Below are 19,371 nucleotides of genomic sequence, written 5' to 3' on the forward strand. Positions count from 1 at the left end.
GATGCGGGATCCTTAGCGGTGCGCCCACTCGGGCAGGTCAAGGCGTTCCAGGCTCGCGGAATGGCCGGGCCAGACGTCGTTGAGCAGGCTCTCGGCGAAAGCGGCCTTGGTGTCGGAGAGGCGTTCGCGCGCCTTGTCCATGTCGATGGCGTCCAGTTCGTAGACGCCGACCAGGAAGGGGGCCGCCTTTTCGACGGCGATGAAGATGAAGGCCTCGGGCTCCCACCCGGCGGCAGCGGCCACGCCGTCGCAGTAGTGGGCGGCCTGCCAGTGGTAGCGGTATTCGGCGGCGGACCGGGCGAACTCGCGGGGGCTGGCGTCGGTGGTGGACTTCAGGTCGACGATCACCCGCATGTCCGGCCGCAGTCCGTCGGCGCGGCCGCGCAACAGCAGGCCGGTTTCCGGGCAGGTCCAGTAGAACGACCGCTCGACCAGCAGGCCGGCCGGCGCCAGCAGTTCGCCAGCGATGGGATGGGCGTGGGCGGCGTCGCGGATGCGGCAGGCCTCGTCGAACTCGGCGCGCTTCACCAGTTCCCGGCCGTCGGCTCGCTCCGCCTCAGCCTTGTAGGCGGCGGTGCGGCTGTCGAAGCGCTCCAGGTCGGTGGCGCAGAACCGGGCGTCCAGCGTGTCGGGCTCCAGCACGGCGCAGTGGATCAGGGTGCCGAAGCGCTGGGTGGCGGTCTCCCTGCGGATCCCGAAGCGCATCCGGGCCGGGCTGTCGGCGAAGGCGCGGAGCATGGAGACCGACGCGCCAGGGCCGGCATGGTAGGCCTCGGCGTCGATCTCATAGACGCCCGGGGCGATGTCGGCGGGGACGGTGTGCAGGGCGTTCATGCGTCGAGATCCTCCCTCCAGCCATCCTCAAGGGCTTCAATCTCCGCCTCCAGCTCCTCCACCTCCTGGGCGGTGAGCCGCAGCGGGAGATGGCGCTCGGCGGCGAAGCGGATTTCGCGGCGGACCGCGGGCAGGGCGTGGGTTGGTGCGTGCATCGCCCGTCACTCCGCGGCGGCCGGGAAGCTGGTCCGGCTGGCAATCAGCCCGTCGATGTCGCTCTCCAGATCGGCGAGAGCGTCGCGCAGGGCCTTCACGGACCACTTCAGCTCCGGGTAGAGCCGGCAGTCCTTGCCGGCGACGGTGACGACGGCGTGCAGGAAAGCGCCGGACCTGTCGCGGAGGCCGGCCAGGTCGACCGCTTCTTCTTCGGCGCGGGTGCGGGGAAAACCGTCCATGGTGTCAGGCTCCCAAGGCGAGCAGGAGGAAGCCGCCGAAGACGACCAGGGCGCCTCCGAAGGCGGCGGTTTCGAGCAGGTCGCGGGCGATGCCACGCAGGGTGATGCGAGGGCGGGGCATCGGGTCAGCCCTCCGCCTTGCCGAAGGCGCCGCAGTAGCCGCGCCCCGTGTTCCCGGCGCCGATTTCGCGCTCGTAGGCGCTGCGCTCCTTGCCGCTCCGCTCGAAGGAGTTCTCCTTGCGCCACGCCATGCAGCCGGAGGCGATGCAGTTGCTTCCCGCCACGGTGCTTGTGCGCTGCTCCCCGCCCTCAGCCAGCGTGAGGGCTCTGTTTCCGACCATCTGGACTGGCGCGACCCCGGTTGCTATCGCCGCATCCGACCCGGTGTCCTGCACAGCGACCCGAGCGAGTGGGCACCACTTCGCCCGAGCCTCCCGTTCTGTCATCAGCATTTCTGCTTCTCCATCAGCTTGCCTCAGCCGCCACGCAGCGGCTCAGGGAAGCGCCCGGCACTGCCGGGCGGGCGCGATATGATCAGGCGTAGCTTTGGCAGAGGCGGCAGAAGCAGGGGCCGTGGTATTCCTCGGGGTGTTCGTCATGCTTCGTCGTGGCCTCAAGCAGCTCGTCGCTCCATTGCGCATTGGCCGGGTCCGACAGCGCGGCGGTGATTTCGGCGATGGTGCCGTTGCACACGGCGGCGATGGTTTCGCTGGTGATGCTCATCGTCGTGTCCTTGCTTGTTGAAAGACCCGCCGGACAGCCTTTGCAGATGTCCGGCGGTGAGTTGCGGAGGCTGGAAGCGCCCATGAGGGCAGGGGTACGCGGCGAACCGCGAAACTGGTCAGAAGGGGATGACTTCGCCGTCAGCGTCGGTCTTCGGGGGGTTGATGGCGGCCTCGTAGTTGACCCGGCCGTCGCTATCGAGAAGCCGGAGAGCAGCCTCAAGCCGGGCCTCACAACAGCGCAGCGCAGCGCGCAATCCTTCCGCCTCAGTCTTGGCCTGCTTCGCGTCGTACTCGGCGTGGAAGGCCCGGCCCTTGGCTTCGCTGGCTTCCGCCTTGGCGCGCTCCTGCTCTTTGATCGCCCCTTCCAGGCGGTCCAAGATGTCTTGAACGATGTCTCCGGCTTCCATGGTGTCGTCCTCTGTGTGTGGGGAGGGTCAGGCGGCCGGCTATTCGCAGGACGAGGATGAAGGCGACCCACTGTCGGAACCGCTCGATCCGCTGTCGTAGGAGGGCGAGGAGCAGGACGACGAGCTGTCGTAGATGCTGTGGTGAGCCACAGAGCCCGCGATGGATGACGGGGTGAGCGGAACCGGCACGCCGGTGGCAAGGCCCATCACGAAGCCCGTGCCGTCGTCTCCTCCGCCAGAAGTGGCGTTGCGCGAGGCGGGGGCCGATGCGACCGGCCGGGTTCGCGACCGCAAGGTTTCCGCCGCTCGATGATTGGCGGCGTTCAGGCTCTGCATCGTTTCCTCATGCGCCGCGCGAATTTCGCTCTGCGCTTGCTGGGGGTCGAACTTGCTGTGGTTTGCTGCGCCCATGGGGATCGTCCCTCTCCAGGAAGGCCGCCGGACCCTTGGGGGCAGGCCCGGCGGCAGTGGGGCCAGCCGGTCCGGGGGTGGCTGGTGAGGAGATATCACCACAGTGGTGATTAGTCGGTCAAGTGGAAAAATCACCAATGTGGTGATGTGCTGCCGATGGTTGCCGCTTGATAATGCGGTTGCGCGTTTGTGGTATGGCTCGCGCCGTGATTGGGACTGGGGGGCGATATGTCGGTGATCGAACACAGGCCGCGAAGCGGGACGCGTGGCTACAATCTGGTGGCGCTCTTTGCCATCGGCGCCGTCGTGATTGGTTTTGGGGGCTACATCTACGAGCGCCCATCAGATGGCATCGGGTACATGATCGGCTCAGCCATAGCGTGTCTTGCTATTGGACGGGCGATGGCGACCCCATTCACCGGCGGAAGTCGCCGCTGGATGCGCGGGGCGACTGGCCTCACGCTATCTCTTGCGCTCCTGGTCTCGCTGAACATTGGCAAAGTCATGATGACGCGTGACGCCTATCAGTTCCGAGACTTGCTTGCGAACGCGGCCGGCCCCTTTGACCTTATGGCTAAACTGGAAGCGGCGCCGGGGAATAAGCTTGCCGCGATTACTAAGATCGCGGTCGATGCGGCGAAGGGGACCATCGATGAGATCTCCGCCGCAGCCGCAAAATTAGCCCCAGCCGAGTTAGACGCCCCCATCGATGTTGCGTCCGCCAGCACGGAAGATCTCCGCCGCCTGCATCAGGCGGCGATAATAGCCGAAAGCAATGCTCGGATGGCGGAGGCGCAGGTTGAAGTGCTGTTTGCCAGGGAGAGGGCGCGCATATCGGAGGGGGTGCGATCCGGCGAATACGGTGTAGAAATCACCAAGCCCCTCATGGATGGGATCGACAACCGGCACAGAGACTACGTGCCATATTTCAAATCTCTTTTTGATCTCAAGGCCCAGCAGTTCCGCTCCGAAGTGAACATGTTTGCTATCCTTGTGCGGGAGAGCGGGCGATTTAAGCGGGCTCCGTCTGGGCAGATCCTCTTCGCCAACTCTGCAGCGATTGGGCCGTTCAATGAGGCCGTTCAGAGCCTGAGCAGCATATCCTCTAAGCTGGAAGCTCACGTCAAGGAGGGCGAGGCGCTCGACGCGCGATATCAGCAGGGCTTTGAGAAGGCGATCAAGAGGCGATAGATCAGCTACCCCCATTGGCGGCGATCGGCCCGGCGGCTTCTCTGGAAGGCCGCCTGCCGATGAACTATACTCCGACCCCATGGAGCAGCGCGTCGCAAAGCTTGAAACGGATGTCGGCGAGATCAAACGGTTGCTCAGCGACCAGATCATGCCGATGCTGATCCGCATCGACGAGCGGCTTAACGGCGCGATGGCTCAGGCGGCCTCAAAAGCCGATCTGGCGACCGTAAAGGGCGAACTTCTGGAGAAGCTGGCCGAAAAGCCGGGCAAGAGCTACCTCTGGACCGTGCTCGCCGTGCTCGTCGGCGCGATCCTGGCCGCGGTTGCCGCTGGCGTCAGCCTGAAATAGCGCCTCACCCCACCCGACAGCCCGCCCGCCACCTGGCCGGCGGGCTTTTTCGTGTCCGCCCTGCGACAGCCTGTCGCATGTCACAATCCGTCACCTCGCATCCTGCGTCGCGCGCCGTGCCAGCTTTCGCATTTTGCAGCGGAATTTTCGAGATTGTTGCCGAACTGTGTCGGCGCCGAGGCTGCGTGAGGCGCTAACCGACATACCCCCGCATGCACGTTACGATGGCGTAACCAATTTGGACTACACACACCGATAATCGTGTGGCTAAGATGTGAGCAATCCGCGGGCACCCACCGGCGGAAGGGCCGACCGGTCAGCAGCTAACTGACCAGTCGGCCTTTAACGAGCGCTACCTCGTCCAGGGTATCGTCTCGGCGCAACGTGCGCACGAGGCCGAAACTCACCTGTCCGGCCCTCCGGGGGCGGGTCAGATTTGCACGAGGCGGGCCACATGGGAATGCTGACTTACATATCCGCGCATGCAGTAGGGGAAAACCCCTTGCTGCGCTTAACCGCGCCCCAACCAAGGCGCGTCGCGCGACCTGTTTTCATTCCTATCTTCGAGCAATAGGCGAGATCTTTCGAGAAGATCTCGTGTCAGGCTGTTGTGAGTGTGTTCCTATTTTGTTCTACTCAGGGGTGAGCGGGTATGGCACGGGAGTGGAAGGTGGAAGGCGACGATGTGCGCAGGATGGAGGCCATCTACGATCAGCTTACCGAGGATGGTCGTCGTCGTCTTCTGAAGGCGGCCCTTTCGCTTGCTGCGCGGCAAGGAGGCCCAAGGCCACCGTTTCAAGCGTCCGGCGGTGCTCGCCGTCCAGAGCGTTGAAGATCTCGAAGAAATGCCCCTTTTCCTCGTCAGACGTAGCCCTCGGCGGCGCGCCGGGCAGCAATTCCCACGGCTCAACCCCGAGGACGGGCGCAATCAAGGCCATCCAGTGATCGGACAGCCGACGTTCCCCGCGCTCCAGGCGGTTCATCTGCTGTGGGGACGAGTTCACCGCATCGGCTAGAGCCTGGAGCGATAAGCCGCGCGCCTCCCGCAATTCCTTCATGCGATTGGGGTGCTTCATCACCGCGAATTTCACCGCAGCGGTGAAAACAATGCTATCACCACATCGGTGATTTTCGGTGACGAAGGGCTTGACGCCGATATCACCACTGTGGTGATGTAGGTGCATGAAGCTCGCATCCTTTCTCGAAAAGCGCCGGATCACCCTCGCACAAATGGGGGACCTCCTGGGCGTGTCTGCCGAAGCTGTGCGCCGCTACAAGGACGGGCTTCGGTACCCTGAACCCGACATCATGGCCCGCATGCGCGAGGTCACCCGCGGGAAAGTCTCCGAAAAGGACTTTCACGAGGTGGCCATGCAGCTTGCGGCCCGGCGCGCAGAACGCCGCGCATCGCGCCGCGCTCCCGCCGAAGCGAGGGCGTCGTGATGGCGGCGCGCTCGATCACAGAGTTCACCCCGGCATCCGATCGGGCGGAGCGGATTGTTCGGCAGATCGGCGAGCAGGCCGAGGCTGCGCACTCCGAGTTCGGCAGTGATCTCGCCGGCTATGCGCTCGTGGCCTGGGACATGCGCGGCGGCGCCCGCACGGTGATCGATTGCCGGGAAGGCGCCGTCGCCTTGGCTCTGGTTCCGGCCTTCGCCCACGACGCCCTGAACCGACACGTCACCGTGGCTTTCCAGCAAAGCGCCGTGAGCGAGGGCTTGGACGATGCGTGAGGCTACTTCTTTCCTCCGCTCGGCTTTTTCGGCGCGACCTGCGTCAGCGCCGATCCTGCAGCCGACTTCGCTGCTGCGCTCGATTTCGGATCGCGCAGCACCTTGGATGCGGCGGCGGCCGCTTTCTTCCCGGTCGTCTCGTTCTTGGTCGCCATTCGAATGCTCCGTGGTTGGTGTTGACAACCCCACGGTAGCACGCGCGGCCGGCGTCGTCATGGCGCCGGCCGCAACCTCCAGCACGCATGGTGCCGCATGAAGCCCTGCCGCTGCCCCTGCGGGCTGGCCGTGGACCTGCGGGCCGTCGCCGCTCCCGGCTGCTACTGGGCCGCCTGCGATAGCTGCTTGGACGCCTGCTCTGCGGCGCTCCGGGACAGCCTGCGCCGGTCGGTCGAGGGCAGCCGGTCCGCCAGCCTCGCCGCTGCTGCTCGGATGCTGGCCGAGGCGAACCAGACCACGGCCGGCCTTTCCCCCGTCCGCCGCGAGCGGGCGGACGCCTGAACCCCGACAAAGCAAGAGCCGGCCCCGCTTCCCAACGTTGGCCGGCTCTCGCGAACAGCAAAGGACAAGGAAATGCTCTCCCAGACCCATTCCTATACCACCGGTAGTGTGTCCGTCCACGGCGCAAAGGGTGGTGGCTCTTGCCACCTTCGCGATGCCCTCGGCGGCCTGACCATGCGTCAGCGCGAGGCGGTCGAGTTGGCCGCCGCCGGCAAGACCAACAAGGAGATCGCCCGCGCGCTGCAGATCAGCGAGGGGACGGCTAAGGCCCACGTGCTGGACGGCATGACCCGCCTCGGCGTCCCGCGCCGCGCGATGCTCGCCCCGCTCGCCGCGGACGCAGCCGACCACTCGGCGATCGACCGCCTCAGCATCAGGGATGCCGCTGTCCTCGCCCTGGTGGCGGACGGCGCGATGGACAAGGAGATTGCCGACCGGCTGAGCATGAACATGCCCGTCGTCAAGCTGGCGCTCCGCCGTATCCGCCGGGTGACCGGCGGCACGAGGACCACCGCGGCGGCGGCCTTCCGAGCGCACCAGCGCGCCGTCATGGAGGGTCGCTGACATGGCCCATCAGCACGCACAGGGGGCGCTCGGCGAAATCACGGCGCTCAATGCTGGCCGCAGTCGCCCGGCAGTGGGCGGCAAGGTCGGGCCGGCCGGCATCGTCCCATTCCTCCGCCTCCTGCCGCATCCAGGCGGCGCGCGGCAGGCCGCCAACGGGGCATCTCTGACCTGGCCGAACGCGCTTGTCGGCTGGGCGCGCCGCGGTGAAGCACGGCACCTGACCGTCACCGCCGGGGCCGCGCTGCTGCTTGCTCTGGCCGCCACCCTGGCCGCGGGGGTCTGAGCCATGCCGTTCGATCATGTCGTTCATGGCGAACATTCTGAACCCACGCCCCGTAATAGTGGTACCCGCCGCCAACGCGGTAAGGCCGCACTGCTGCGCGGGATCTCCGGGCTGAAGATCGTCCTGTGCAACATCACCCGCGCTGTGCGCCGTCGCCTGCCGCCGGTGAAGCCCGCCCATCATCTGGCCGGTATCCTGCGCCTGTCGCCCCGGCAGTGCATGGACAAGCTGAACGGCACGGCCCGTTGGACGCTGACCGACCTCGTCGCCCTGGCCGTCCACTTCGGGAAGGGCTTCGCCGAGGCGGCGTTCCATGGGGCTGATGGCCGGGCGGAAAAGCCGCGCCGCCGTCGGTTCCGTTGGGGGAGGGCCGCTTGATGGCCGGAACCGACCTGCAGGGCTTCCCGATCCGCACCATCAACACCCGCGCTCGGCAAGGTGCGCTCGATCTGGCCGGCATGGTGGAGGCCGCCATCGCCAAGGGCGCCGCCGTCTGTCGCGTCACCCCCGAGATGATCGTCGAGTACGAGCGCCGCGCCATGGGCATCGCCACCGAGGCGGCCAAGGCCCGCACCAACCGGGGCGGCAACAGCGCAGCGAAGCGCGCCACCCGTGTCCGGGCGAATGCCTGGAAGAACGGGGCGCGGTCATGAGCGCGGGCGCGGACCTTATGCGTGTCACGAATATTTTGTGCCGCGAGCGCGCCCGCCAGGGCCGGACGCAGAACGAAGTCGCCCGGTCCATGGGCCGGGCGCAAACGACCCTCTCCCGCTACGAGAACGGCTCAATGCTCCCCGACGTGGAGGCCCTGTTTCTGTGGGCTGCTGCGCTGGGCGGGCGGGTCGTTGTGGAATTCCCAAAGGAGGCCGCATGACCGCCTGCCCCAAATGCCATGAAGAACTGGATGGCGAACTGATCGCCCAGATGACCGAGAAGAGCATTGTCGGGTTTCGGGTTGTCCCGAACGAAGGCGAGCTGCTGACGGCTGAAACGGTCGGCGGCGCCATCGCCAACATGCAGAAGTTGCTGTCGGCCGTCAGCAAAGAAGTCGGCATCTCTACCACGGTGCTGGTCAAGTCCGTCGCCACCGACGAGGCCGGCGCGGTCGACGTGCAGTTGCTGGTGATGCGCTTGGCGAAGGGTGTTCGGAAGTCGCGGGGCGCAGCATGACCCCCGAAACCCGCGCCGTCCTGCTGGCCACACCCGGAAGCCGCAGCAACACGGCACACCGGGCCGCCGACATCGCCCGGTACGCCGAGCAGGAGCCCATGGCCGTCAAGCCGGTGCTGGAGCGCCTGGTCGGCATGGGGCTGGTCGAGAGCCGGCGCGTCCCGCGCGACCTGCTGTATTTCCGGACCGCACAGGGCGACCGCGTGGCGGCTGGGGGTCGGTCATGACCCCCGACACCGCCCCCGGCCTGGTGCTGGCCGCCTCCGTCGCCCGCAGCCGCGCCAAGCTGATCCGCTCCGGCACGAAGGGCGGCAGCGCGGCGGCGATCGGTCTGGAGGATCTCGCCGCCGAATACGAGCGCATGGCCCGTCGCGCCGAGGCGCGGGCCGCGCAGCCCGACCTGCTGGCCGCGGAGTAGCCTGACCGTGAACCCCTCCGTCATCCAAGCATGCTTCAAGGTCAAGCTGCCGGCCGCTGACAAGCTGGTGCTGATCCGTCTCGCCCAGGAGGCGGACGAGAACGGCGGCGGCATCGCCCTGCGCGTGCAGGAGGTGGCGGACGACTGCGGCATGTCCCCGCGCAACGTCCAGTACATCGTGAAGAAGCTGCGCGACGCAGGGATCCTGATCGTCGCGGGTAGCGACCGCGGCGGCCGGGGGCGGGCGGCGGAACACTGCATCGACCTCCGCCGGTGCCGCGAACTGGCCGGCGGAGAAACCACGCAAACCACGCAAACCACGCAAGAGCCTTTGCGTGGTTTAGACGACGAAAACCACGCAAACCACGCAAGCCAGATTGCGGGGTTTTCTTCCCCCTATATGGAAGAACTTACCTCTACTGAAGTTAAGCGAAGCGAAGAGGGCGCGCGGGCAATCAGCCCTGGCGTGGAGGTGATCCGGGCATTCGACGCCGAACGGATCGCAGCCTACGGCGAGCATCAGGCCCGAGCCTACCCGGCCGGCACCGACCTCGTCTTCGCCGACCGCTGGCTTGCTTCCGGCGCCGACCCCGACCTCTGCCGAGCCGTCTTCGCCGGCGCCATGCGCCGCTACGCCTCCACCGGCCGAAAACCCCCCGACACGCTGAGCTACTTCGACCGCGCCGTCGCCGATGCCGTCGCGACCAAGAACGCTCCCCCGACCGAAGGAACCGCCCATGTCCAAGCCGCAAAACCCGCTGCTCCCCACCGCGAAACCGCCAGCGAGGCAACTCAGCGTCGTCGAGCCGGGCTCGCTGCCGCGGTGGATCGACGATTGGGTCAGCCATGAGGCCGTGCCGGTCCCGCTGGAGGCTGTCCACCAGGCGGTCGCGTCGGTCGAAGCCATGCTGATCCCGGCCGACCCCCGCGCCATCGCCGTCGAGCTGGAAAAGACGCTGGCCCTGTTCGGCGCGCCGGACAACTGGGACGACATCGCCGACGTGTACCTGGAAACCTTCGAGGACGTGCCGTTGGACCTCGTCCGGCAAGCATGCAAGGCCGCCCGTCTGCGCTGCAAGTGGTTCCCGAAACCGGCCGAACTGCTGGCGCCGATCAGCGAGGAACTGTCCCGCCGCCGGCACTGCCTCCGCCGCTTGGGCGCCGCCGCCATGAAGGCCAAGCCGGCGGAGCGGGTGGACAGCGTTCCGCTCGCCACCGAGGAGCAGAAAGCTGCCGTCGCTGAGATGGTCGCGAAGATCACCGGCGGCACGTCCGGACGTAAGCCGGCCTTGGTCGACAGCCCGGCCGACGAACAGGCGGAGGATCACCGGGACGTGGTTCGCCGCGTCATGGCCGAGACGAAGGGGTTCCGTCGGATCCCGAAGCCCGGCGAGCGGCGCGAAGGGGAGGTGGCGCTGTGAAGCCGGCGGAACTGCGCCGCGCCATCGTGGCGCATCTGGCCGCGGCCCTGACGCCTGCCCAGCGAGGCGCTCTGTTGTGGCTACCAGCCGACGGATCGGAGCGCGTGACGGATCGGAAAGCGAAGGGTGACCGCCGACTGGAGACGCCGCTGTATGGGCTGGCGCAGAAGACGGTCTCCGCCGGCGTGGTGGGGTGCCTTGTCAGAAGCGTCTGGGGCACCTCCGGGCGGACCACATGGACCATCACGCCGCTAGGGCTGGAGGTCCGCGCGATCCTCGCCACAGAAGTCACCAAAGCATCCGCGAGCGGGGAAGGGGTGGCGAGTTCTGGCGGGTGAGTGTTTCCGGAAGAAAAAGTGGCTCTCAAGATTTCGGCAACGGGTTTGATGCTACGAATACTTGGAAGTCTCCGTGGTTTTTCATTCTCCGAATTCTGGTGTCCAGGCGCACCTGCACTCGAACGGGTTGGAAATGGTGTCCAGTAATACCTTATCGACAATCGGACAGGAGCGCTGAAGGTGGCCGTCTACGCTTACACTCGGGTCTCGACGGATCGCCAAGCCTCTGAAGGCGAAAGCCTTTCGGTCCAGCGACGCATGATCGACGGCTACGCCCAGATGCACGGGCTGACCATCGCCCATGTCTACGAGGAGCGCGGCGTCTCGGGATCCAAGCCCCTGGCGGAGCGCCCCGAGGGCCGGGCGCTGCTCGAAGTATTGGTGACGGGCGACATAGTCATCGCAGCAAAACTCGACCGCGTGTTCCGCAGCGCGGTCGATGCGCTGAGCGTGCTGGCCGACCTGCGGGCGAAGGGGGTTAGCCTGCACCTGATCGACCTGGGCGGCGACACCGCCGGGCCGATGGGCAAGCTGATGTTCACAATGGCGTCGGCCTTTGCCGAGGCGGAGCGCGACCGCATCCGCGAACGCATCCGTGACGTGAAGCGCGACCAGAAGGCCCGCGGCCGCTACCTCGGAGGCAAGGCGCCCGTAGGCGCCACCGTCACCGATGACGGAGATATTGATCTAAGCGGGCATATCGCCCTCCGCGCCCAGGTGCTGGCGCTCCGCTCCGCCGGCCATGGCGTCCGCCGCATCGCTGCCGAGCTGACCGCCGCCGGCGCGTCCATCAGCAAATCCACCGTTGCCACCATCCTCCAGGCCGCCGAAGGAGCCGAAGCATGACCGTGATGCCCGCACCCGCCACCTTCGCCGCCCGCCCGCCGGTGACCGTGACCGCCCGCACCCGCTCCGGCACCGCCTGGGACATGGTCGTCTGGGCGATCAGGGATCAGCGGTCGATCGGCGAGGCCGCCGGCTGGGACGACGAGCCTTGCGCCCGGTCGACCGACGGCGTCGCCGACATGCTGCGCTTCGATGAGCTGGGATGCTGGGTGGACGGCGGCCAGCACAAGGGGTTGGGCAGGGAGCGACACGCCGATGTCGGGCCCGTGATTGCCGCCCTGTGGACGCTGCCTGAGGCCGACCGGTTGCTGGTCATCGAACATGCCCGCATCGGCTGTCCGCCGGAGCGGCCCACCGTGCAGCCCCAGCCCATGCCGTCGCCGGCCGACGCCGACGCCCGCCGTGGCCAGGCCGTCTACCCGGCGACCGGCCAGCAGATCGTCTACCGCCTGGAAGTGGCCGAGCGGGTCGCGGTGGTGACGCCGATCCGGGAGTTCCGAGGCCGCGGCAGGCGCGAGGTGGTGGGACACAAGGCCGAGAGCGTCGAGGTGCTGTATTGCCCGCTGGACTATTGGCCGAGCGTCGGAATGTGGCACCACGGCCATGCGATCGTGGAGCGGTTCGAAACTGCGATGGAGGTGGTGGCCGCGGAGCTGCAGCGGGCGCGGCTCACGTCATGGGAGGTGGTGGGGGTGGTGTGACGCGGCATCAGTGGAGAGCGGGGCGCGCGGTCAACCGAAAGCGCCCTTGACCCGCAGCACGGTTTCGAGAGGGACTTTGACAGCAATGGGCTCCCCGCGGAGGGCTTTGTACAGGCCGCTCTTTGGCGCTCCCAAGTCCGAGTGCGCAGCCTCTACCAGATGGTAGTCGCTGCCCTCTCCGTAGAGCCGGACGAGGGCAGCGCGGAGGTCTTGGCCGGTCATTCGCTATCATCTTTCTTAAGCGCGTCCCAATCGATGAAGCTGTTGGCGATGACGTCACTATCCCCCATCGTCGCCGGGTTGCAGATTTTCCCGCACCCGGTGGTGATCATCTGCCTCAGGCTTTCATCATCGGTGAGATCGACCCATGACCAATCGGATTGCCAGTCAGAAACGGTCAGGACGGATACGCCGCCGCCGTGCTTGGCAGAGAGGGTGAATGGCGTGGTGATGGCAGGAAAGCGTAGATCGCCGACAGTTGCCCATCCCAGGGTATACTGACCGGATTTCCGGATTGGCTCAAAATCGGCTTGGTGGCGCTTGGCGACCATCTTCCCGGTGGCCGCGTTGACCTGACTGTCATAGGTCGAGACGATTTCTATCGTGGTCATGCTCTGTCTCCTTGTGGGGCGGTGATTACCAGACGAGGCACGGGCGGCCGGTCTCGACGAACTCCAGGCCAAAGTGGTGATAGTCGCCATCGGTCCACTGGGCTTCTAGGAAGCCTTCGATGTTGCCACGCTCCAGCAGGCTGATGGTGTCGTTCTCGCGGCCGGCAACTTCGACTTCCGGCTCGACGCCGTCCAGCAGAGCGGCGGCCAGCGAATGGGTGCCGTCGATGATGACCTGATACCGCTCGCCAGCATATTCGAACTCGGGGGAGAGGGTGACGACGTAGTCCTGAGCGGCGCGCTTCTCCTCAACGATTTCGTCGTTCAGGTAGTGCTGGCTGGTGATCAGGTTGGCCATCGTCGCCTCCGTCGTCTTGATGTGATAGATATACTCTCAGCAGAGAGTAGACGCAAGAGGGAATTCCCGCAGGCGTGATCATTTTTCGCGCGAGCCCGCGACAGCCATACGGCCCCCGATGGTCATGCCGCGTCCGTCGATTTTCACGCTCTACCCCCTATGCGTTTACGATTTGTTAGTAATCTCGGGTGTATTGACAGTTTCAGGCGCGAAGCGCGCCCGTGAAGAGCCCCGCCGGCAACCGCCGCGCGGGGTTTCCGCGTTTCTGGAGGCCCCGCATGCCGCGAGCCGTCACCGACATCGCCACCGCGGCGGGCGCCTTGTCCTCGCCCTGGTGGCTCGACCTGATCCATTACGGCTATCAGGGCTCCATGGCTGCCGGCGGCGCGCTCCTGCTGGGGCTGCGGCTGGCCGTGGCCTATCGGGAGTGGAGGGCGAAATCATGAGCGCCGACCTGATCCTGATGGCCATGGCGATGATCCTGTTCGTGCTGTCCATGGTCTACGTGGACCACGATGACTGACCTGCTCGGGGTCCCCTCTGGCGTGCTGGCGCAGATGCTGGCCGTGGTGGAGGGGGTGAGGCAGGAGCTGCAGCGGCGCGCCTATGAGCGCGTGACCGAGCGGCTGCGGCCGGCGCTGGAGAGGGTGCCGGGGAGATTGATGGAGGGGAGCCGCGATGCTCGACATCCTGGGCGAGTTCCTGTGCCACCTTGCGATTTGGTCGCCGCTCCTTCTGTGGGCGGTGCTCGGACTGTGGTGGGAGCACCGCCAGAACAAAGGGAGCTGACATGAACGACCGACAGAGGATGCTGGACGAACTGATGGCGCGCGCCTCTGCGCAGGCCACGCCGCAGCCCGGCATTGTCCCCGACCCGGACTATGAACTCGTCCCCGCCAAGCCGGAGGGGAAGAAGGGCGTCCAGTGCGGAAAATGCGGCATGAAGTTCGACCACAACAAGGTCTATGGCTATGCCTGCATGTCGCCCGGCTGTCCGATGGGGATGGGCGGGACGACCTGCTGACCACCGCCGACCGGCGCTTTGAAAACCTGCCCGGAAATCAGTCCGGCTGAACTCAATCAAAGGAAATCATCATGGCGCGCGGGGGTGCGAGACAGGGCGCCGGCCGCAAGCCGGGCTCTGCGACGAAGCGGACGCGTGAGATCGCCGAGAGGGCGATCGCCGAGCGCAAGAGCCCGCTCGAAGTGCTGCTGGACATCATGCATGAGGCCACGGACACGGCGACGAAGCTGGAGGCTGCGAAGGCTGCAGCGCCGTACGTCCACCCGAAGCTGTCCAGCATCGAGGCCCAGCACTCCGGACCGGGGGGCGGGCCGATCAACACGGTGACCCGCATCGAACTGGTGGCCCTGACCGATGGCAACAGCGAAGATCGAGATCCCTGAGAAGCTGTTGCCGGTGTTCCAGGGCGAGGCGGACGTGCGCGGGGCATATGGAGGGCGCGGATCGGCCAAGACCCGCTCCTTCGCCAAGATGTCGGCCGTCCGCGCCTACATGTGGAGCATGGCCGGTCGAGAGGGCATCATCCTCTGCGCCCGCCAGTTCATGAACTCGCTGGACGACAGCTCGCTGGAGGAGATCAAGGCCGCGATCCAGTCGGAACCGTGGCTCAACGATCACTTCGAGATCGGAGAGAAATACGTCCGGACGAAATGCGGTCGCGTCGCCTACAAGTTCAGCGGCCTGGATCGGAACATCGACAGCATCAAGTCCAAGGCTCGTATCCTGCTGTGCTGGGTCGATGAGGCCGAGCCGGTGACGGAGGAGGCCTGGACGAAGCTGATCCCGACGCTCCGCGAAGAGGACAGCGAACTGTGGGTCACCTGGAACCCGGAGCGCAAGACCAGCGCCACGCACAAGCGGTTCCGGGAGGCTAAGGACCCGCGGTTCAAGGTCGTGGAGATCAACTGGCGGGACAATCCACGCTTTCCGGCCAAGCTGGAGCGCGATCGTCAGCGCGATCAGCGCGAGCGGCCGGACCAGTACGAGCATATCTGGGAAGGGGGCTTCAAGACGGTGTTTGAGGGCGCCTATTTCGCTGCCTCGCTCACCGCGGCGAAGCAGCAGGGGCGGATTGGCCGCGTGGCGGCTGACCCGCTGATGACGGTCCGCCTGTTCGTCGACATCGGCGGCACCGGCGCCAAGGCCGACGCCTTCGCGCTGTGGGCCGTGCAGTTCATCGGCAAGGAAATCCGCGTCCTGAACTACTACGAGGCCGTCGGGCAGCCGTTGGCGTCGCATGTGGCGTGGATGCGCCAGCAGGGCTACGAGCCCGGCAAGGCGAAAATCTGGCTGCCGCATGACGGCGCGACGAACGACAAGGTGTTCGCGGTTTCCTACGAGAGCGCGTTGCGGGATGCCGGCTACGACGTGACCGTGATCCCGAACCAGGGGCGCGGCGCCGCGATGTTCCGCATCGAGGCCGCTCGCCGGCTGTTCCCGCGTTGCTGGTTCAACGAGGAGCCGACGGAGCCTGGTCGGTCCGCCCTTGGCGCCTACCACGAGAAGCGCGACCCAACACGCCAGATCGGCCTGGGGCCGGAGCACGACTGGTCATCGCACGGATCCGACGCATTCGGGCTCATGTGCGTGGCGTACGAAGAGCCGTCCGGAAGCGCCAACTTCAGCCGCGACCTGAATTACTCGCCGCTCGGCCTCGCCTGAGCCTGGAGACCCGCCACATGCCGATGACCACCGAGCAGATGAAGGCCATCCTTCAGGCCGAGAAGGCGTCCGCGCTCGGCTCGTCCGTCTCCGGCGACCTGACCAAGGAGCGGTCGGGCGCGATGGACTACTACCTGGGCGAGATGCCGGACATGGTGCCGCCCAAGGACCGCTCCAAGGCGGTCTCGACGGACGTCGCCGACACGGTCGAAGGGCTGATGCCGTCGCTGATCGAGGTGTTCTGCTCCGGCGACGAGGTCGTGCGCTTCGAGCCGGTCGGGCCGGAGGACGAGGAGGCGGCCGAGCAGGAGACCGACTACGTCAACCACGTCTTCATGCAGCAGAACGACGGCTTCATGCTGCTGTACAGCGGCATCAAGGACGCGCTGCTGCAGAAGAACGGCGTGTGGAAGGTGTGGTGGGAGGCCGGCGAGACCGCCGAGCGGGAGACCTTCTATGACCTGCCGGACGACGTCTATGCGCTGATCGCTTCGGATCCCGAAGTGGAGGTGGTGGAGCACACCGAGCGCGGCGGATCGGTCGCCGATGCGGCCATGGGCGGGACGGCTCTGACGCCGCTGCCGCCGGCCAAGACGCACGACGTCACGGTCATGCGCCGCAAGCCCTACGGTTGCGCCAAGGTCGCCTGCGTGCCGCCGGAGGAGTTCGGCATCAGCCGCCGGGCGAAGACCATAAAGGACAGCCCCTACTGCTATCACAAGGTCCGGCGCAGCGTGTCGGAGCTGATCGAGGCGGGGTATGACCGGGAGTTGGTGGAGAGCCTGCCGTCTGCCGGCGACGCCGACACCGAAGAGGCCCTGTCCCGCCGCGACGGCGAGGAAGACAGCTATGCCGGCGACATCAACCGCTCCATGCGCGAGATCGAGGTCACCGAGCATTACGTCCGCCTGGACTATGACGGCGACGGCGTCGCCGAGCTGCGCAAGATCACGACGGCCGGCACCTCCGAAACCGTCCTGACCAAGGGCGGCCAGCCGGACAATGAGCCGGTGGAGGCCATGCCCTTCGCGTCCATCACGCCGGTCCCGGTCACGCACCGCTTCTTCGGGCGGTCGATCGCCGACCTCGTGATGGAGATCCAGCGCATCAAGACTTTCCTGCTGCGCCAGCTTCTCGACAACGCCGCCCTGGCGAACAACCAGCGCATGGAGGTGTCGGAGAGCCACGCCGGCAACAAGACGCTCGACGATCTGCTGACCAGCCGGCCGGGCGGCATCATCCGCACCCGCCAGCCGGGTGGCCTTGTGCCGATCCCGAGCACGCCCATCGGCAACAACGTCCTGCCGCTGATCGAGTATGTGGATCAGGTCCGCGAGCAGCGCACCGGCGTGACGCGACAGGGCCAGGGGCTGGACGCCAACGCGCTCCAGAACCAGAGCGCGACCGCGGTCGCCCAGGCGTTCACGGCGGCCCAGGCCCGCATCAAGCTGATCGCCCGCATCTTCGCGGAGACCGGCATCAAGGATCTGTTCTGGCTGCTGCACCACGTCATCCGGAGCCACGACAGCGCCGAACGGACGGTGAAGCTGCGAAACCAGTGGGTCCCGGTGAGCCCGCGCCAGTGGAAGACCCGCAACGACCTGACGGTGACGGTGGGCATCGGCCACGGGACGAAGGAGGCGCAGACCGTCAGCCTGATGAACCTGCTGGGCATCCAGAAGGAAGCGCTGATGGCGGGCGGCATGGGGCTGGTGAAGACGGAGAACGTCTTCAACACCCTCAAGAAGTTGGTCGAGTTGAGCGGCCTGAAGACGGTCGACCCGTACTTTACCGACCCGTCGCAGGCGCCGCCAGAGCAGCCGAAGCCCGATCCGAAGATGATGGAGGCGCAGGCCAAGCTGCAACTGGAGCAGCAGAAGGCCCAATCCGACATCGAGTTGCAGCGGGCCAAGATGCAGCAGGAATTTGCGCTGAAGCAGCAGCAGATGGAGGCCGAGATGCAGCTCGCCCGCGAGCGCATGGTGGCGGAAATCCAGCTCCAGCGGGAGACCGCGGCGCTGAACGCCCAGACCAGGGCGGCAATCCAGCCGGTGCGGATGGGAGGCGAGGTTGGCTGACCTGCAAGAGGACATCAACCGCGGCCAGCATGCGCAACGCCTGCTGGACGACCCGCTGCTGGTCGAGGCCTTCGCCCAACTGGAGGCGGACTACATCGCCGGGTGGCGCTCCACCGGCGCCCGCGACACCGACGCGCGGGAGCGGCTGTGGCAGGCCGTGCAGATCGTCGGGAAGGTCAAGGCCCACCTGGAGAAAGTGGCCGCACACGGGAAGCTGGCAGACGCCGAAGCGGCCGAAATCGCCCGGATGGGCGAGCGGCAGAAGCTTTTCGGCCTGATCTGACCAGCCCATCCACGGAGAATAGAGCGTGACCAGTCCTGTCCGAGCCGTCCGGCTGATGATCCTGCGCGCCCCCGACGATGGGGGAGGCGCCGCACCGGCCGCCGATACATCCCTTTCCGTCTCCGATGCCGTCGGCCTGCTGCGCAGCGCCCGGCAGGAGCCCGAGACACCCGCCAGCGAGCCGCCGCCCGTCACGGAGCAGGCGCCGCCGGCCCAGAATGCCGCCACCGAGGCGGAGCAGGCGCACGAAGAAGCGCCGAGCGACCAGGGAGAGCCCGAACCGGCGGAAGCGCCGGCCATCGAGCCGCCCAAGTCGTGGTCGAAAGCCGATCAGGATGCCTTTCTCGCGCCCCCACCCGAGGTGCAGCAGGTCGTTGCGCGACGGGAGAGCGAGCGGGACCGCGCGTTCCAGGCGAAGACCACCGAAGCCGCCGAGGCGCGCAAGGCCGCAGAGGCCCAGACCGCCGCGGTGGAAGCTGAGCGCGCACGGTATGCGCAGAACCTCGCCTTCCTGGCGAAGGATCTGCAGGCGAACATGGGGCCGGAGCCGGATTGGCAGCGCCTCGCCCAGGAAGACCCGGCCGGCTATGTCCGAGCCAAGGCTGACTGGGATGCCAGAGCGCAGAAGCTGCAGGCTGCGATGGCTGAGCATCAGCGGGTGACCGCCCAGGTGCAGCAGCAGCAGCAGCAGCGCCACGCCGCCAAGCTCGCGGAGGAGAACGCCAAGCTCGTCGACGCGATCGAAGGCTGGAAAGAGCCGGCGACCGCCAAGAAGGAGTTCGGCGACGTCATGGCGTATCTCGGCAAGGAGTACGGCTATGACGACACCTTGCTGAACGGCATCGACGACCACCGCCTGGTCGTGCTGGCCCGCAAGGCGATGCTCTACGACCGCGCCAAAGCCGGCGTGCAGTCCGCCGCCAAGCCCGTCCCGCAGGTCCAGCGGCCCGGCACCTCGTCCGGCCGCACCGACACGCAGAACCGTGACGCATTGGTCAAACGTCTGGAGCGCAGTGGCGACGTGAAAGACGCCGTCGCCCTCCTCCGAGCCAAGAGGATGCAGTAAAA

Annotated in this window: 36 protein-coding genes; 25 read left to right on the top strand and 11 right to left on the bottom strand. The window is 66.6% G+C overall.

The window, feature by feature from the left end; genetic code table 11:
- Positions 1 to 12 precede the first annotated feature (12 nt).
- The 7 genes from J2850_RS21110 to J2850_RS21140 all read right to left on the bottom strand — a co-directional run bounded on the left by J2850_RS21110 (position 13) and on the right by J2850_RS21140 (position 2,772).
- Positions 13 to 834 carry a PD-(D/E)XK nuclease-like domain-containing protein gene (locus J2850_RS21110; protein ID WP_209985848.1) on the bottom strand — a complete coding sequence of 274 codons (822 nt, stop codon included), beginning with the start codon at positions 832 to 834 and terminating at the stop codon, positions 13 to 15.
- Complete coding sequence (locus J2850_RS21115; RefSeq protein WP_209985851.1) at positions 831 to 989, bottom strand: hypothetical protein; 159 nt, start codon at positions 987 to 989, stop codon at positions 831 to 833. Before J2850_RS21115 ends, J2850_RS21110 begins: the two co-directional genes overlap by 4 nt.
- Before the next feature lie 6 nt (positions 990 to 995).
- Positions 996 to 1,229 (bottom strand): hypothetical protein, encoded by a 234-nt coding sequence (locus tag J2850_RS21120; RefSeq protein ID WP_209985852.1) that lies wholly within the window; start codon positions 1,227 to 1,229, stop codon positions 996 to 998.
- 125 nt (positions 1,230 to 1,354) lie between these two features.
- Complete coding sequence (locus J2850_RS21125) at positions 1,355 to 1,570, bottom strand: hypothetical protein (protein ID WP_209985855.1); 216 nt, start codon at positions 1,568 to 1,570, stop codon at positions 1,355 to 1,357.
- A gap of 193 nt (positions 1,571 to 1,763) precedes the next feature.
- Positions 1,764 to 1,952 carry a hypothetical protein gene (locus J2850_RS21130; protein WP_209985858.1) on the bottom strand — a complete coding sequence of 63 codons (189 nt, stop codon included), beginning with the start codon at positions 1,950 to 1,952 and terminating at the stop codon, positions 1,764 to 1,766.
- 118 nt (positions 1,953 to 2,070) lie between these two features.
- Entirely contained in the window at positions 2,071 to 2,361 is a 291-nt protein-coding gene (locus J2850_RS21135; protein WP_209985861.1) for a hypothetical protein, read from the bottom strand.
- A 39-nt stretch (positions 2,362 to 2,400) separates the two neighbouring features.
- Positions 2,401 to 2,772: a hypothetical protein gene (locus J2850_RS21140; RefSeq protein ID WP_209985864.1), complete on the bottom strand. Its 372-nt coding sequence runs from the start codon at positions 2,770 to 2,772 to the stop codon at positions 2,401 to 2,403.
- A gap of 228 nt (positions 2,773 to 3,000) precedes the next feature.
- Between J2850_RS21140 and J2850_RS21145 the strand changes: the two genes are divergently transcribed.
- Together J2850_RS21145 and J2850_RS21150 are read left to right on the top strand one after the other, a co-directional pair.
- On the top strand, positions 3,001 to 3,963 hold the full coding sequence (locus J2850_RS21145; RefSeq protein ID WP_209985867.1) for a hypothetical protein: 963 nt from the start codon (positions 3,001 to 3,003) through the stop codon (positions 3,961 to 3,963).
- 79 nt (positions 3,964 to 4,042) lie between these two features.
- Positions 4,043 to 4,312: a hypothetical protein gene (locus J2850_RS21150; protein WP_209985870.1), complete on the top strand. Its 270-nt coding sequence runs from the start codon at positions 4,043 to 4,045 to the stop codon at positions 4,310 to 4,312.
- 716 nt (positions 4,313 to 5,028) lie between these two features.
- On the opposite strand, the gene J2850_RS21155 is transcribed toward J2850_RS21150, so the two are convergent.
- Positions 5,029 to 5,496, bottom strand: coding sequence for a helix-turn-helix domain-containing protein (locus J2850_RS21155; RefSeq protein ID WP_209985873.1), 468 nt, complete (start codon positions 5,494 to 5,496; stop codon positions 5,029 to 5,031).
- On the opposite strand from J2850_RS21155, the gene J2850_RS21160 reads away from it, so the two are divergent.
- On the top strand, positions 5,495 to 5,755 hold the full coding sequence (locus tag J2850_RS21160) for a hypothetical protein (RefSeq protein ID WP_209985876.1): 261 nt from the start codon (positions 5,495 to 5,497) through the stop codon (positions 5,753 to 5,755). The two genes, J2850_RS21155 and J2850_RS21160, sit on opposite strands and share 2 nt — an antisense overlap.
- A complete protein-coding gene (locus J2850_RS21165; protein ID WP_209985880.1) occupies positions 5,755 to 6,045 on the top strand; it encodes a hypothetical protein in 291 nt (96 codons plus the stop codon). Before J2850_RS21160 ends, J2850_RS21165 begins: the two co-directional genes overlap by 1 nt.
- A gap of 2 nt (positions 6,046 to 6,047) precedes the next feature.
- Here the strand turns inward: J2850_RS21165 and J2850_RS21170 are convergent, their stop codons facing one another.
- Positions 6,048 to 6,200, bottom strand: a complete 153-nt coding sequence (locus tag J2850_RS21170) for a hypothetical protein (RefSeq protein WP_209985882.1) — start codon at positions 6,198 to 6,200, stop codon at positions 6,048 to 6,050.
- Positions 6,201 to 6,297: 97 nt separating this feature from the next.
- On the opposite strand from J2850_RS21170, the gene J2850_RS21175 reads away from it, so the two are divergent.
- The 14 genes from J2850_RS21175 to J2850_RS21240 all read left to right on the top strand — a co-directional run bounded on the left by J2850_RS21175 (position 6,298) and on the right by J2850_RS21240 (position 12,287).
- Entirely contained in the window at positions 6,298 to 6,543 is a 246-nt protein-coding gene (locus J2850_RS21175) for a hypothetical protein (RefSeq protein WP_209985885.1), read from the top strand.
- Between the two features lie 72 nt (positions 6,544 to 6,615).
- Positions 6,616 to 7,107: a LuxR C-terminal-related transcriptional regulator gene (locus tag J2850_RS21180; protein ID WP_209985888.1), complete on the top strand. Its 492-nt coding sequence runs from the start codon at positions 6,616 to 6,618 to the stop codon at positions 7,105 to 7,107.
- Position 7,108: 1 nt separating this feature from the next.
- The gene (locus J2850_RS21185; protein WP_209985890.1) at positions 7,109 to 7,393 is read left to right on the top strand and encodes a hypothetical protein; all 285 of its coding nucleotides are present in this window, start codon (positions 7,109 to 7,111) and stop codon (positions 7,391 to 7,393) included.
- A gap of 3 nt (positions 7,394 to 7,396) precedes the next feature.
- Positions 7,397 to 7,771 (top strand): hypothetical protein, encoded by a 375-nt coding sequence (locus tag J2850_RS21190; protein WP_209985892.1) that lies wholly within the window; start codon positions 7,397 to 7,399, stop codon positions 7,769 to 7,771.
- Positions 7,771 to 8,046, top strand: a complete 276-nt coding sequence (locus J2850_RS21195) for a hypothetical protein (protein WP_209985895.1) — start codon at positions 7,771 to 7,773, stop codon at positions 8,044 to 8,046. The genes J2850_RS21190 and J2850_RS21195 overlap by 1 nt, the downstream gene beginning before the upstream one ends.
- 17 nt (positions 8,047 to 8,063) lie before the next feature.
- Positions 8,064 to 8,267, top strand: coding sequence for a helix-turn-helix domain-containing protein (locus J2850_RS32365; RefSeq protein ID WP_370878962.1), 204 nt, complete (start codon positions 8,064 to 8,066; stop codon positions 8,265 to 8,267).
- Positions 8,264 to 8,563 (top strand): hypothetical protein, encoded by a 300-nt coding sequence (locus J2850_RS21205; protein WP_209985900.1) that lies wholly within the window; start codon positions 8,264 to 8,266, stop codon positions 8,561 to 8,563. Before J2850_RS32365 ends, J2850_RS21205 begins: the two co-directional genes overlap by 4 nt.
- Positions 8,560 to 8,790 carry a hypothetical protein gene (locus tag J2850_RS21210; protein ID WP_209985905.1) on the top strand — a complete coding sequence of 77 codons (231 nt, stop codon included), beginning with the start codon at positions 8,560 to 8,562 and terminating at the stop codon, positions 8,788 to 8,790. The genes J2850_RS21205 and J2850_RS21210 overlap by 4 nt, the downstream gene beginning before the upstream one ends.
- The gene (locus J2850_RS21215; RefSeq protein WP_209985907.1) at positions 8,787 to 8,981 is read left to right on the top strand and encodes a hypothetical protein; all 195 of its coding nucleotides are present in this window, start codon (positions 8,787 to 8,789) and stop codon (positions 8,979 to 8,981) included. Before J2850_RS21210 ends, J2850_RS21215 begins: the two co-directional genes overlap by 4 nt.
- Before the next feature lie 7 nt (positions 8,982 to 8,988).
- On the top strand, positions 8,989 to 9,831 hold the full coding sequence (locus J2850_RS21220; protein WP_209985910.1) for a helix-turn-helix domain-containing protein: 843 nt from the start codon (positions 8,989 to 8,991) through the stop codon (positions 9,829 to 9,831).
- A 4-nt stretch (positions 9,832 to 9,835) separates the two neighbouring features.
- Positions 9,836 to 10,402: a hypothetical protein gene (locus J2850_RS21225; protein ID WP_209985915.1), complete on the top strand. Its 567-nt coding sequence runs from the start codon at positions 9,836 to 9,838 to the stop codon at positions 10,400 to 10,402.
- Between the two features lie 104 nt (positions 10,403 to 10,506).
- Positions 10,507 to 10,740: a hypothetical protein gene (locus J2850_RS21230; protein ID WP_209985918.1), complete on the top strand. Its 234-nt coding sequence runs from the start codon at positions 10,507 to 10,509 to the stop codon at positions 10,738 to 10,740.
- 180 nt (positions 10,741 to 10,920) lie between these two features.
- Positions 10,921 to 11,586 (top strand): recombinase family protein, encoded by a 666-nt coding sequence (locus J2850_RS21235; RefSeq protein ID WP_209985921.1) that lies wholly within the window; start codon positions 10,921 to 10,923, stop codon positions 11,584 to 11,586.
- The gene (locus J2850_RS21240; RefSeq protein ID WP_209985923.1) at positions 11,583 to 12,287 is read left to right on the top strand and encodes a hypothetical protein; all 705 of its coding nucleotides are present in this window, start codon (positions 11,583 to 11,585) and stop codon (positions 12,285 to 12,287) included. Before J2850_RS21235 ends, J2850_RS21240 begins: the two co-directional genes overlap by 4 nt.
- Before the next feature lie 218 nt (positions 12,288 to 12,505).
- On the opposite strand, the gene J2850_RS21245 is transcribed toward J2850_RS21240, so the two are convergent.
- Complete coding sequence (locus J2850_RS21245; protein ID WP_209985925.1) at positions 12,506 to 12,898, bottom strand: hypothetical protein; 393 nt, start codon at positions 12,896 to 12,898, stop codon at positions 12,506 to 12,508.
- Positions 12,899 to 12,923: 25 nt separating this feature from the next.
- Positions 12,924 to 13,256 carry a hypothetical protein gene (locus J2850_RS21250; protein WP_209985927.1) on the bottom strand — a complete coding sequence of 111 codons (333 nt, stop codon included), beginning with the start codon at positions 13,254 to 13,256 and terminating at the stop codon, positions 12,924 to 12,926.
- A 278-nt stretch (positions 13,257 to 13,534) separates the two neighbouring features.
- Between J2850_RS21250 and J2850_RS21255 the strand changes: the two genes are divergently transcribed.
- The 7 genes from J2850_RS21255 (at position 13,535) to J2850_RS21285 (ending at position 19,369) form a co-directional block, all read left to right on the top strand.
- Positions 13,535 to 13,702 (top strand): hypothetical protein, encoded by a 168-nt coding sequence (locus J2850_RS21255; protein ID WP_209985928.1) that lies wholly within the window; start codon positions 13,535 to 13,537, stop codon positions 13,700 to 13,702.
- 344 nt (positions 13,703 to 14,046) lie between these two features.
- Positions 14,047 to 14,280, top strand: a complete 234-nt coding sequence (locus J2850_RS21260; RefSeq protein ID WP_209985930.1) for a hypothetical protein — start codon at positions 14,047 to 14,049, stop codon at positions 14,278 to 14,280.
- A 71-nt stretch (positions 14,281 to 14,351) separates the two neighbouring features.
- Positions 14,352 to 14,663 (top strand): hypothetical protein, encoded by a 312-nt coding sequence (locus J2850_RS21265; protein ID WP_209985932.1) that lies wholly within the window; start codon positions 14,352 to 14,354, stop codon positions 14,661 to 14,663.
- Complete coding sequence (locus J2850_RS21270) at positions 14,635 to 15,942, top strand: PBSX family phage terminase large subunit (protein WP_209985934.1); 1,308 nt, start codon at positions 14,635 to 14,637, stop codon at positions 15,940 to 15,942. The genes J2850_RS21265 and J2850_RS21270 overlap by 29 nt, the downstream gene beginning before the upstream one ends.
- A gap of 17 nt (positions 15,943 to 15,959) precedes the next feature.
- The gene (locus J2850_RS21275; RefSeq protein WP_209985937.1) at positions 15,960 to 18,020 is read left to right on the top strand and encodes a portal protein; all 2,061 of its coding nucleotides are present in this window, start codon (positions 15,960 to 15,962) and stop codon (positions 18,018 to 18,020) included.
- Positions 18,013 to 18,303 carry a hypothetical protein gene (locus tag J2850_RS21280; protein WP_209985940.1) on the top strand — a complete coding sequence of 97 codons (291 nt, stop codon included), beginning with the start codon at positions 18,013 to 18,015 and terminating at the stop codon, positions 18,301 to 18,303. Before J2850_RS21275 ends, J2850_RS21280 begins: the two co-directional genes overlap by 8 nt.
- Positions 18,304 to 18,328: 25 nt before the next feature.
- Positions 18,329 to 19,369: a hypothetical protein gene (locus tag J2850_RS21285; RefSeq protein WP_209985942.1), complete on the top strand. Its 1,041-nt coding sequence runs from the start codon at positions 18,329 to 18,331 to the stop codon at positions 19,367 to 19,369.
- Positions 19,370 to 19,371: the final 2 nt, after the last annotated feature.

The sequence above is a fragment of the Azospirillum picis genome (assembly GCF_017876115.1).
Classification (GTDB): Bacteria; Pseudomonadota; Alphaproteobacteria; order Azospirillales; family Azospirillaceae; genus Azospirillum; species Azospirillum picis.

Coding starts and splice junctions, on each gene's coding strand:
- J2850_RS21110 (WP_209985848.1), bottom strand. CDS start 834: ATGAACGCCCTGCACACCGTCCCCGCCGACATCGCCCCGGGCGTCTAT.
- J2850_RS21115 (WP_209985851.1), bottom strand. CDS start 989: ATGCACGCACCAACCCACGCCCTGCCCGCGGTCCGCCGCGAAATCCGC.
- J2850_RS21120 (WP_209985852.1), bottom strand. CDS start 1,229: ATGGACGGTTTTCCCCGCACCCGCGCCGAAGAAGAAGCGGTCGACCTG.
- J2850_RS21125 (WP_209985855.1), bottom strand. CDS start 1,570: ATGGTCGGAAACAGAGCCCTCACGCTGGCTGAGGGCGGGGAGCAGCGC.
- J2850_RS21130 (WP_209985858.1), bottom strand. CDS start 1,952: ATGAGCATCACCAGCGAAACCATCGCCGCCGTGTGCAACGGCACCATC.
- J2850_RS21135 (WP_209985861.1), bottom strand. CDS start 2,361: ATGGAAGCCGGAGACATCGTTCAAGACATCTTGGACCGCCTGGAAGGG.
- J2850_RS21140 (WP_209985864.1), bottom strand. CDS start 2,772: ATGGGCGCAGCAAACCACAGCAAGTTCGACCCCCAGCAAGCGCAGAGC.
- J2850_RS21145 (WP_209985867.1), top strand. CDS start 3,001: ATGTCGGTGATCGAACACAGGCCGCGAAGCGGGACGCGTGGCTACAAT.
- J2850_RS21150 (WP_209985870.1), top strand. CDS start 4,043: ATGGAGCAGCGCGTCGCAAAGCTTGAAACGGATGTCGGCGAGATCAAA.
- J2850_RS21160 (WP_209985876.1), top strand. CDS start 5,495: ATGAAGCTCGCATCCTTTCTCGAAAAGCGCCGGATCACCCTCGCACAA.
- J2850_RS21155 (WP_209985873.1), bottom strand. CDS start 5,496: ATGCACCTACATCACCACAGTGGTGATATCGGCGTCAAGCCCTTCGTC.
- J2850_RS21165 (WP_209985880.1), top strand. CDS start 5,755: ATGGCGGCGCGCTCGATCACAGAGTTCACCCCGGCATCCGATCGGGCG.
- J2850_RS21170 (WP_209985882.1), bottom strand. CDS start 6,200: ATGGCGACCAAGAACGAGACGACCGGGAAGAAAGCGGCCGCCGCCGCA.
- J2850_RS21175 (WP_209985885.1), top strand. CDS start 6,298: ATGAAGCCCTGCCGCTGCCCCTGCGGGCTGGCCGTGGACCTGCGGGCC.
- J2850_RS21180 (WP_209985888.1), top strand. CDS start 6,616: ATGCTCTCCCAGACCCATTCCTATACCACCGGTAGTGTGTCCGTCCAC.
- J2850_RS21185 (WP_209985890.1), top strand. CDS start 7,109: ATGGCCCATCAGCACGCACAGGGGGCGCTCGGCGAAATCACGGCGCTC.
- J2850_RS21190 (WP_209985892.1), top strand. CDS start 7,397: ATGCCGTTCGATCATGTCGTTCATGGCGAACATTCTGAACCCACGCCC.
- J2850_RS21195 (WP_209985895.1), top strand. CDS start 7,771: ATGGCCGGAACCGACCTGCAGGGCTTCCCGATCCGCACCATCAACACC.
- J2850_RS32365 (WP_370878962.1), top strand. CDS start 8,064: ATGCGTGTCACGAATATTTTGTGCCGCGAGCGCGCCCGCCAGGGCCGG.
- J2850_RS21205 (WP_209985900.1), top strand. CDS start 8,264: ATGACCGCCTGCCCCAAATGCCATGAAGAACTGGATGGCGAACTGATC.
- J2850_RS21210 (WP_209985905.1), top strand. CDS start 8,560: ATGACCCCCGAAACCCGCGCCGTCCTGCTGGCCACACCCGGAAGCCGC.
- J2850_RS21215 (WP_209985907.1), top strand. CDS start 8,787: ATGACCCCCGACACCGCCCCCGGCCTGGTGCTGGCCGCCTCCGTCGCC.
- J2850_RS21240 (WP_209985923.1), top strand. CDS start 11,583: ATGACCGTGATGCCCGCACCCGCCACCTTCGCCGCCCGCCCGCCGGTG.
- J2850_RS21245 (WP_209985925.1), bottom strand. CDS start 12,898: ATGACCACGATAGAAATCGTCTCGACCTATGACAGTCAGGTCAACGCG.
- J2850_RS21250 (WP_209985927.1), bottom strand. CDS start 13,256: ATGGCCAACCTGATCACCAGCCAGCACTACCTGAACGACGAAATCGTT.
- J2850_RS21255 (WP_209985928.1), top strand. CDS start 13,535: ATGCCGCGAGCCGTCACCGACATCGCCACCGCGGCGGGCGCCTTGTCC.
- J2850_RS21260 (WP_209985930.1), top strand. CDS start 14,047: ATGAACGACCGACAGAGGATGCTGGACGAACTGATGGCGCGCGCCTCT.
- J2850_RS21265 (WP_209985932.1), top strand. CDS start 14,352: ATGGCGCGCGGGGGTGCGAGACAGGGCGCCGGCCGCAAGCCGGGCTCT.
- J2850_RS21270 (WP_209985934.1), top strand. CDS start 14,635: ATGGCAACAGCGAAGATCGAGATCCCTGAGAAGCTGTTGCCGGTGTTC.
- J2850_RS21275 (WP_209985937.1), top strand. CDS start 15,960: ATGCCGATGACCACCGAGCAGATGAAGGCCATCCTTCAGGCCGAGAAG.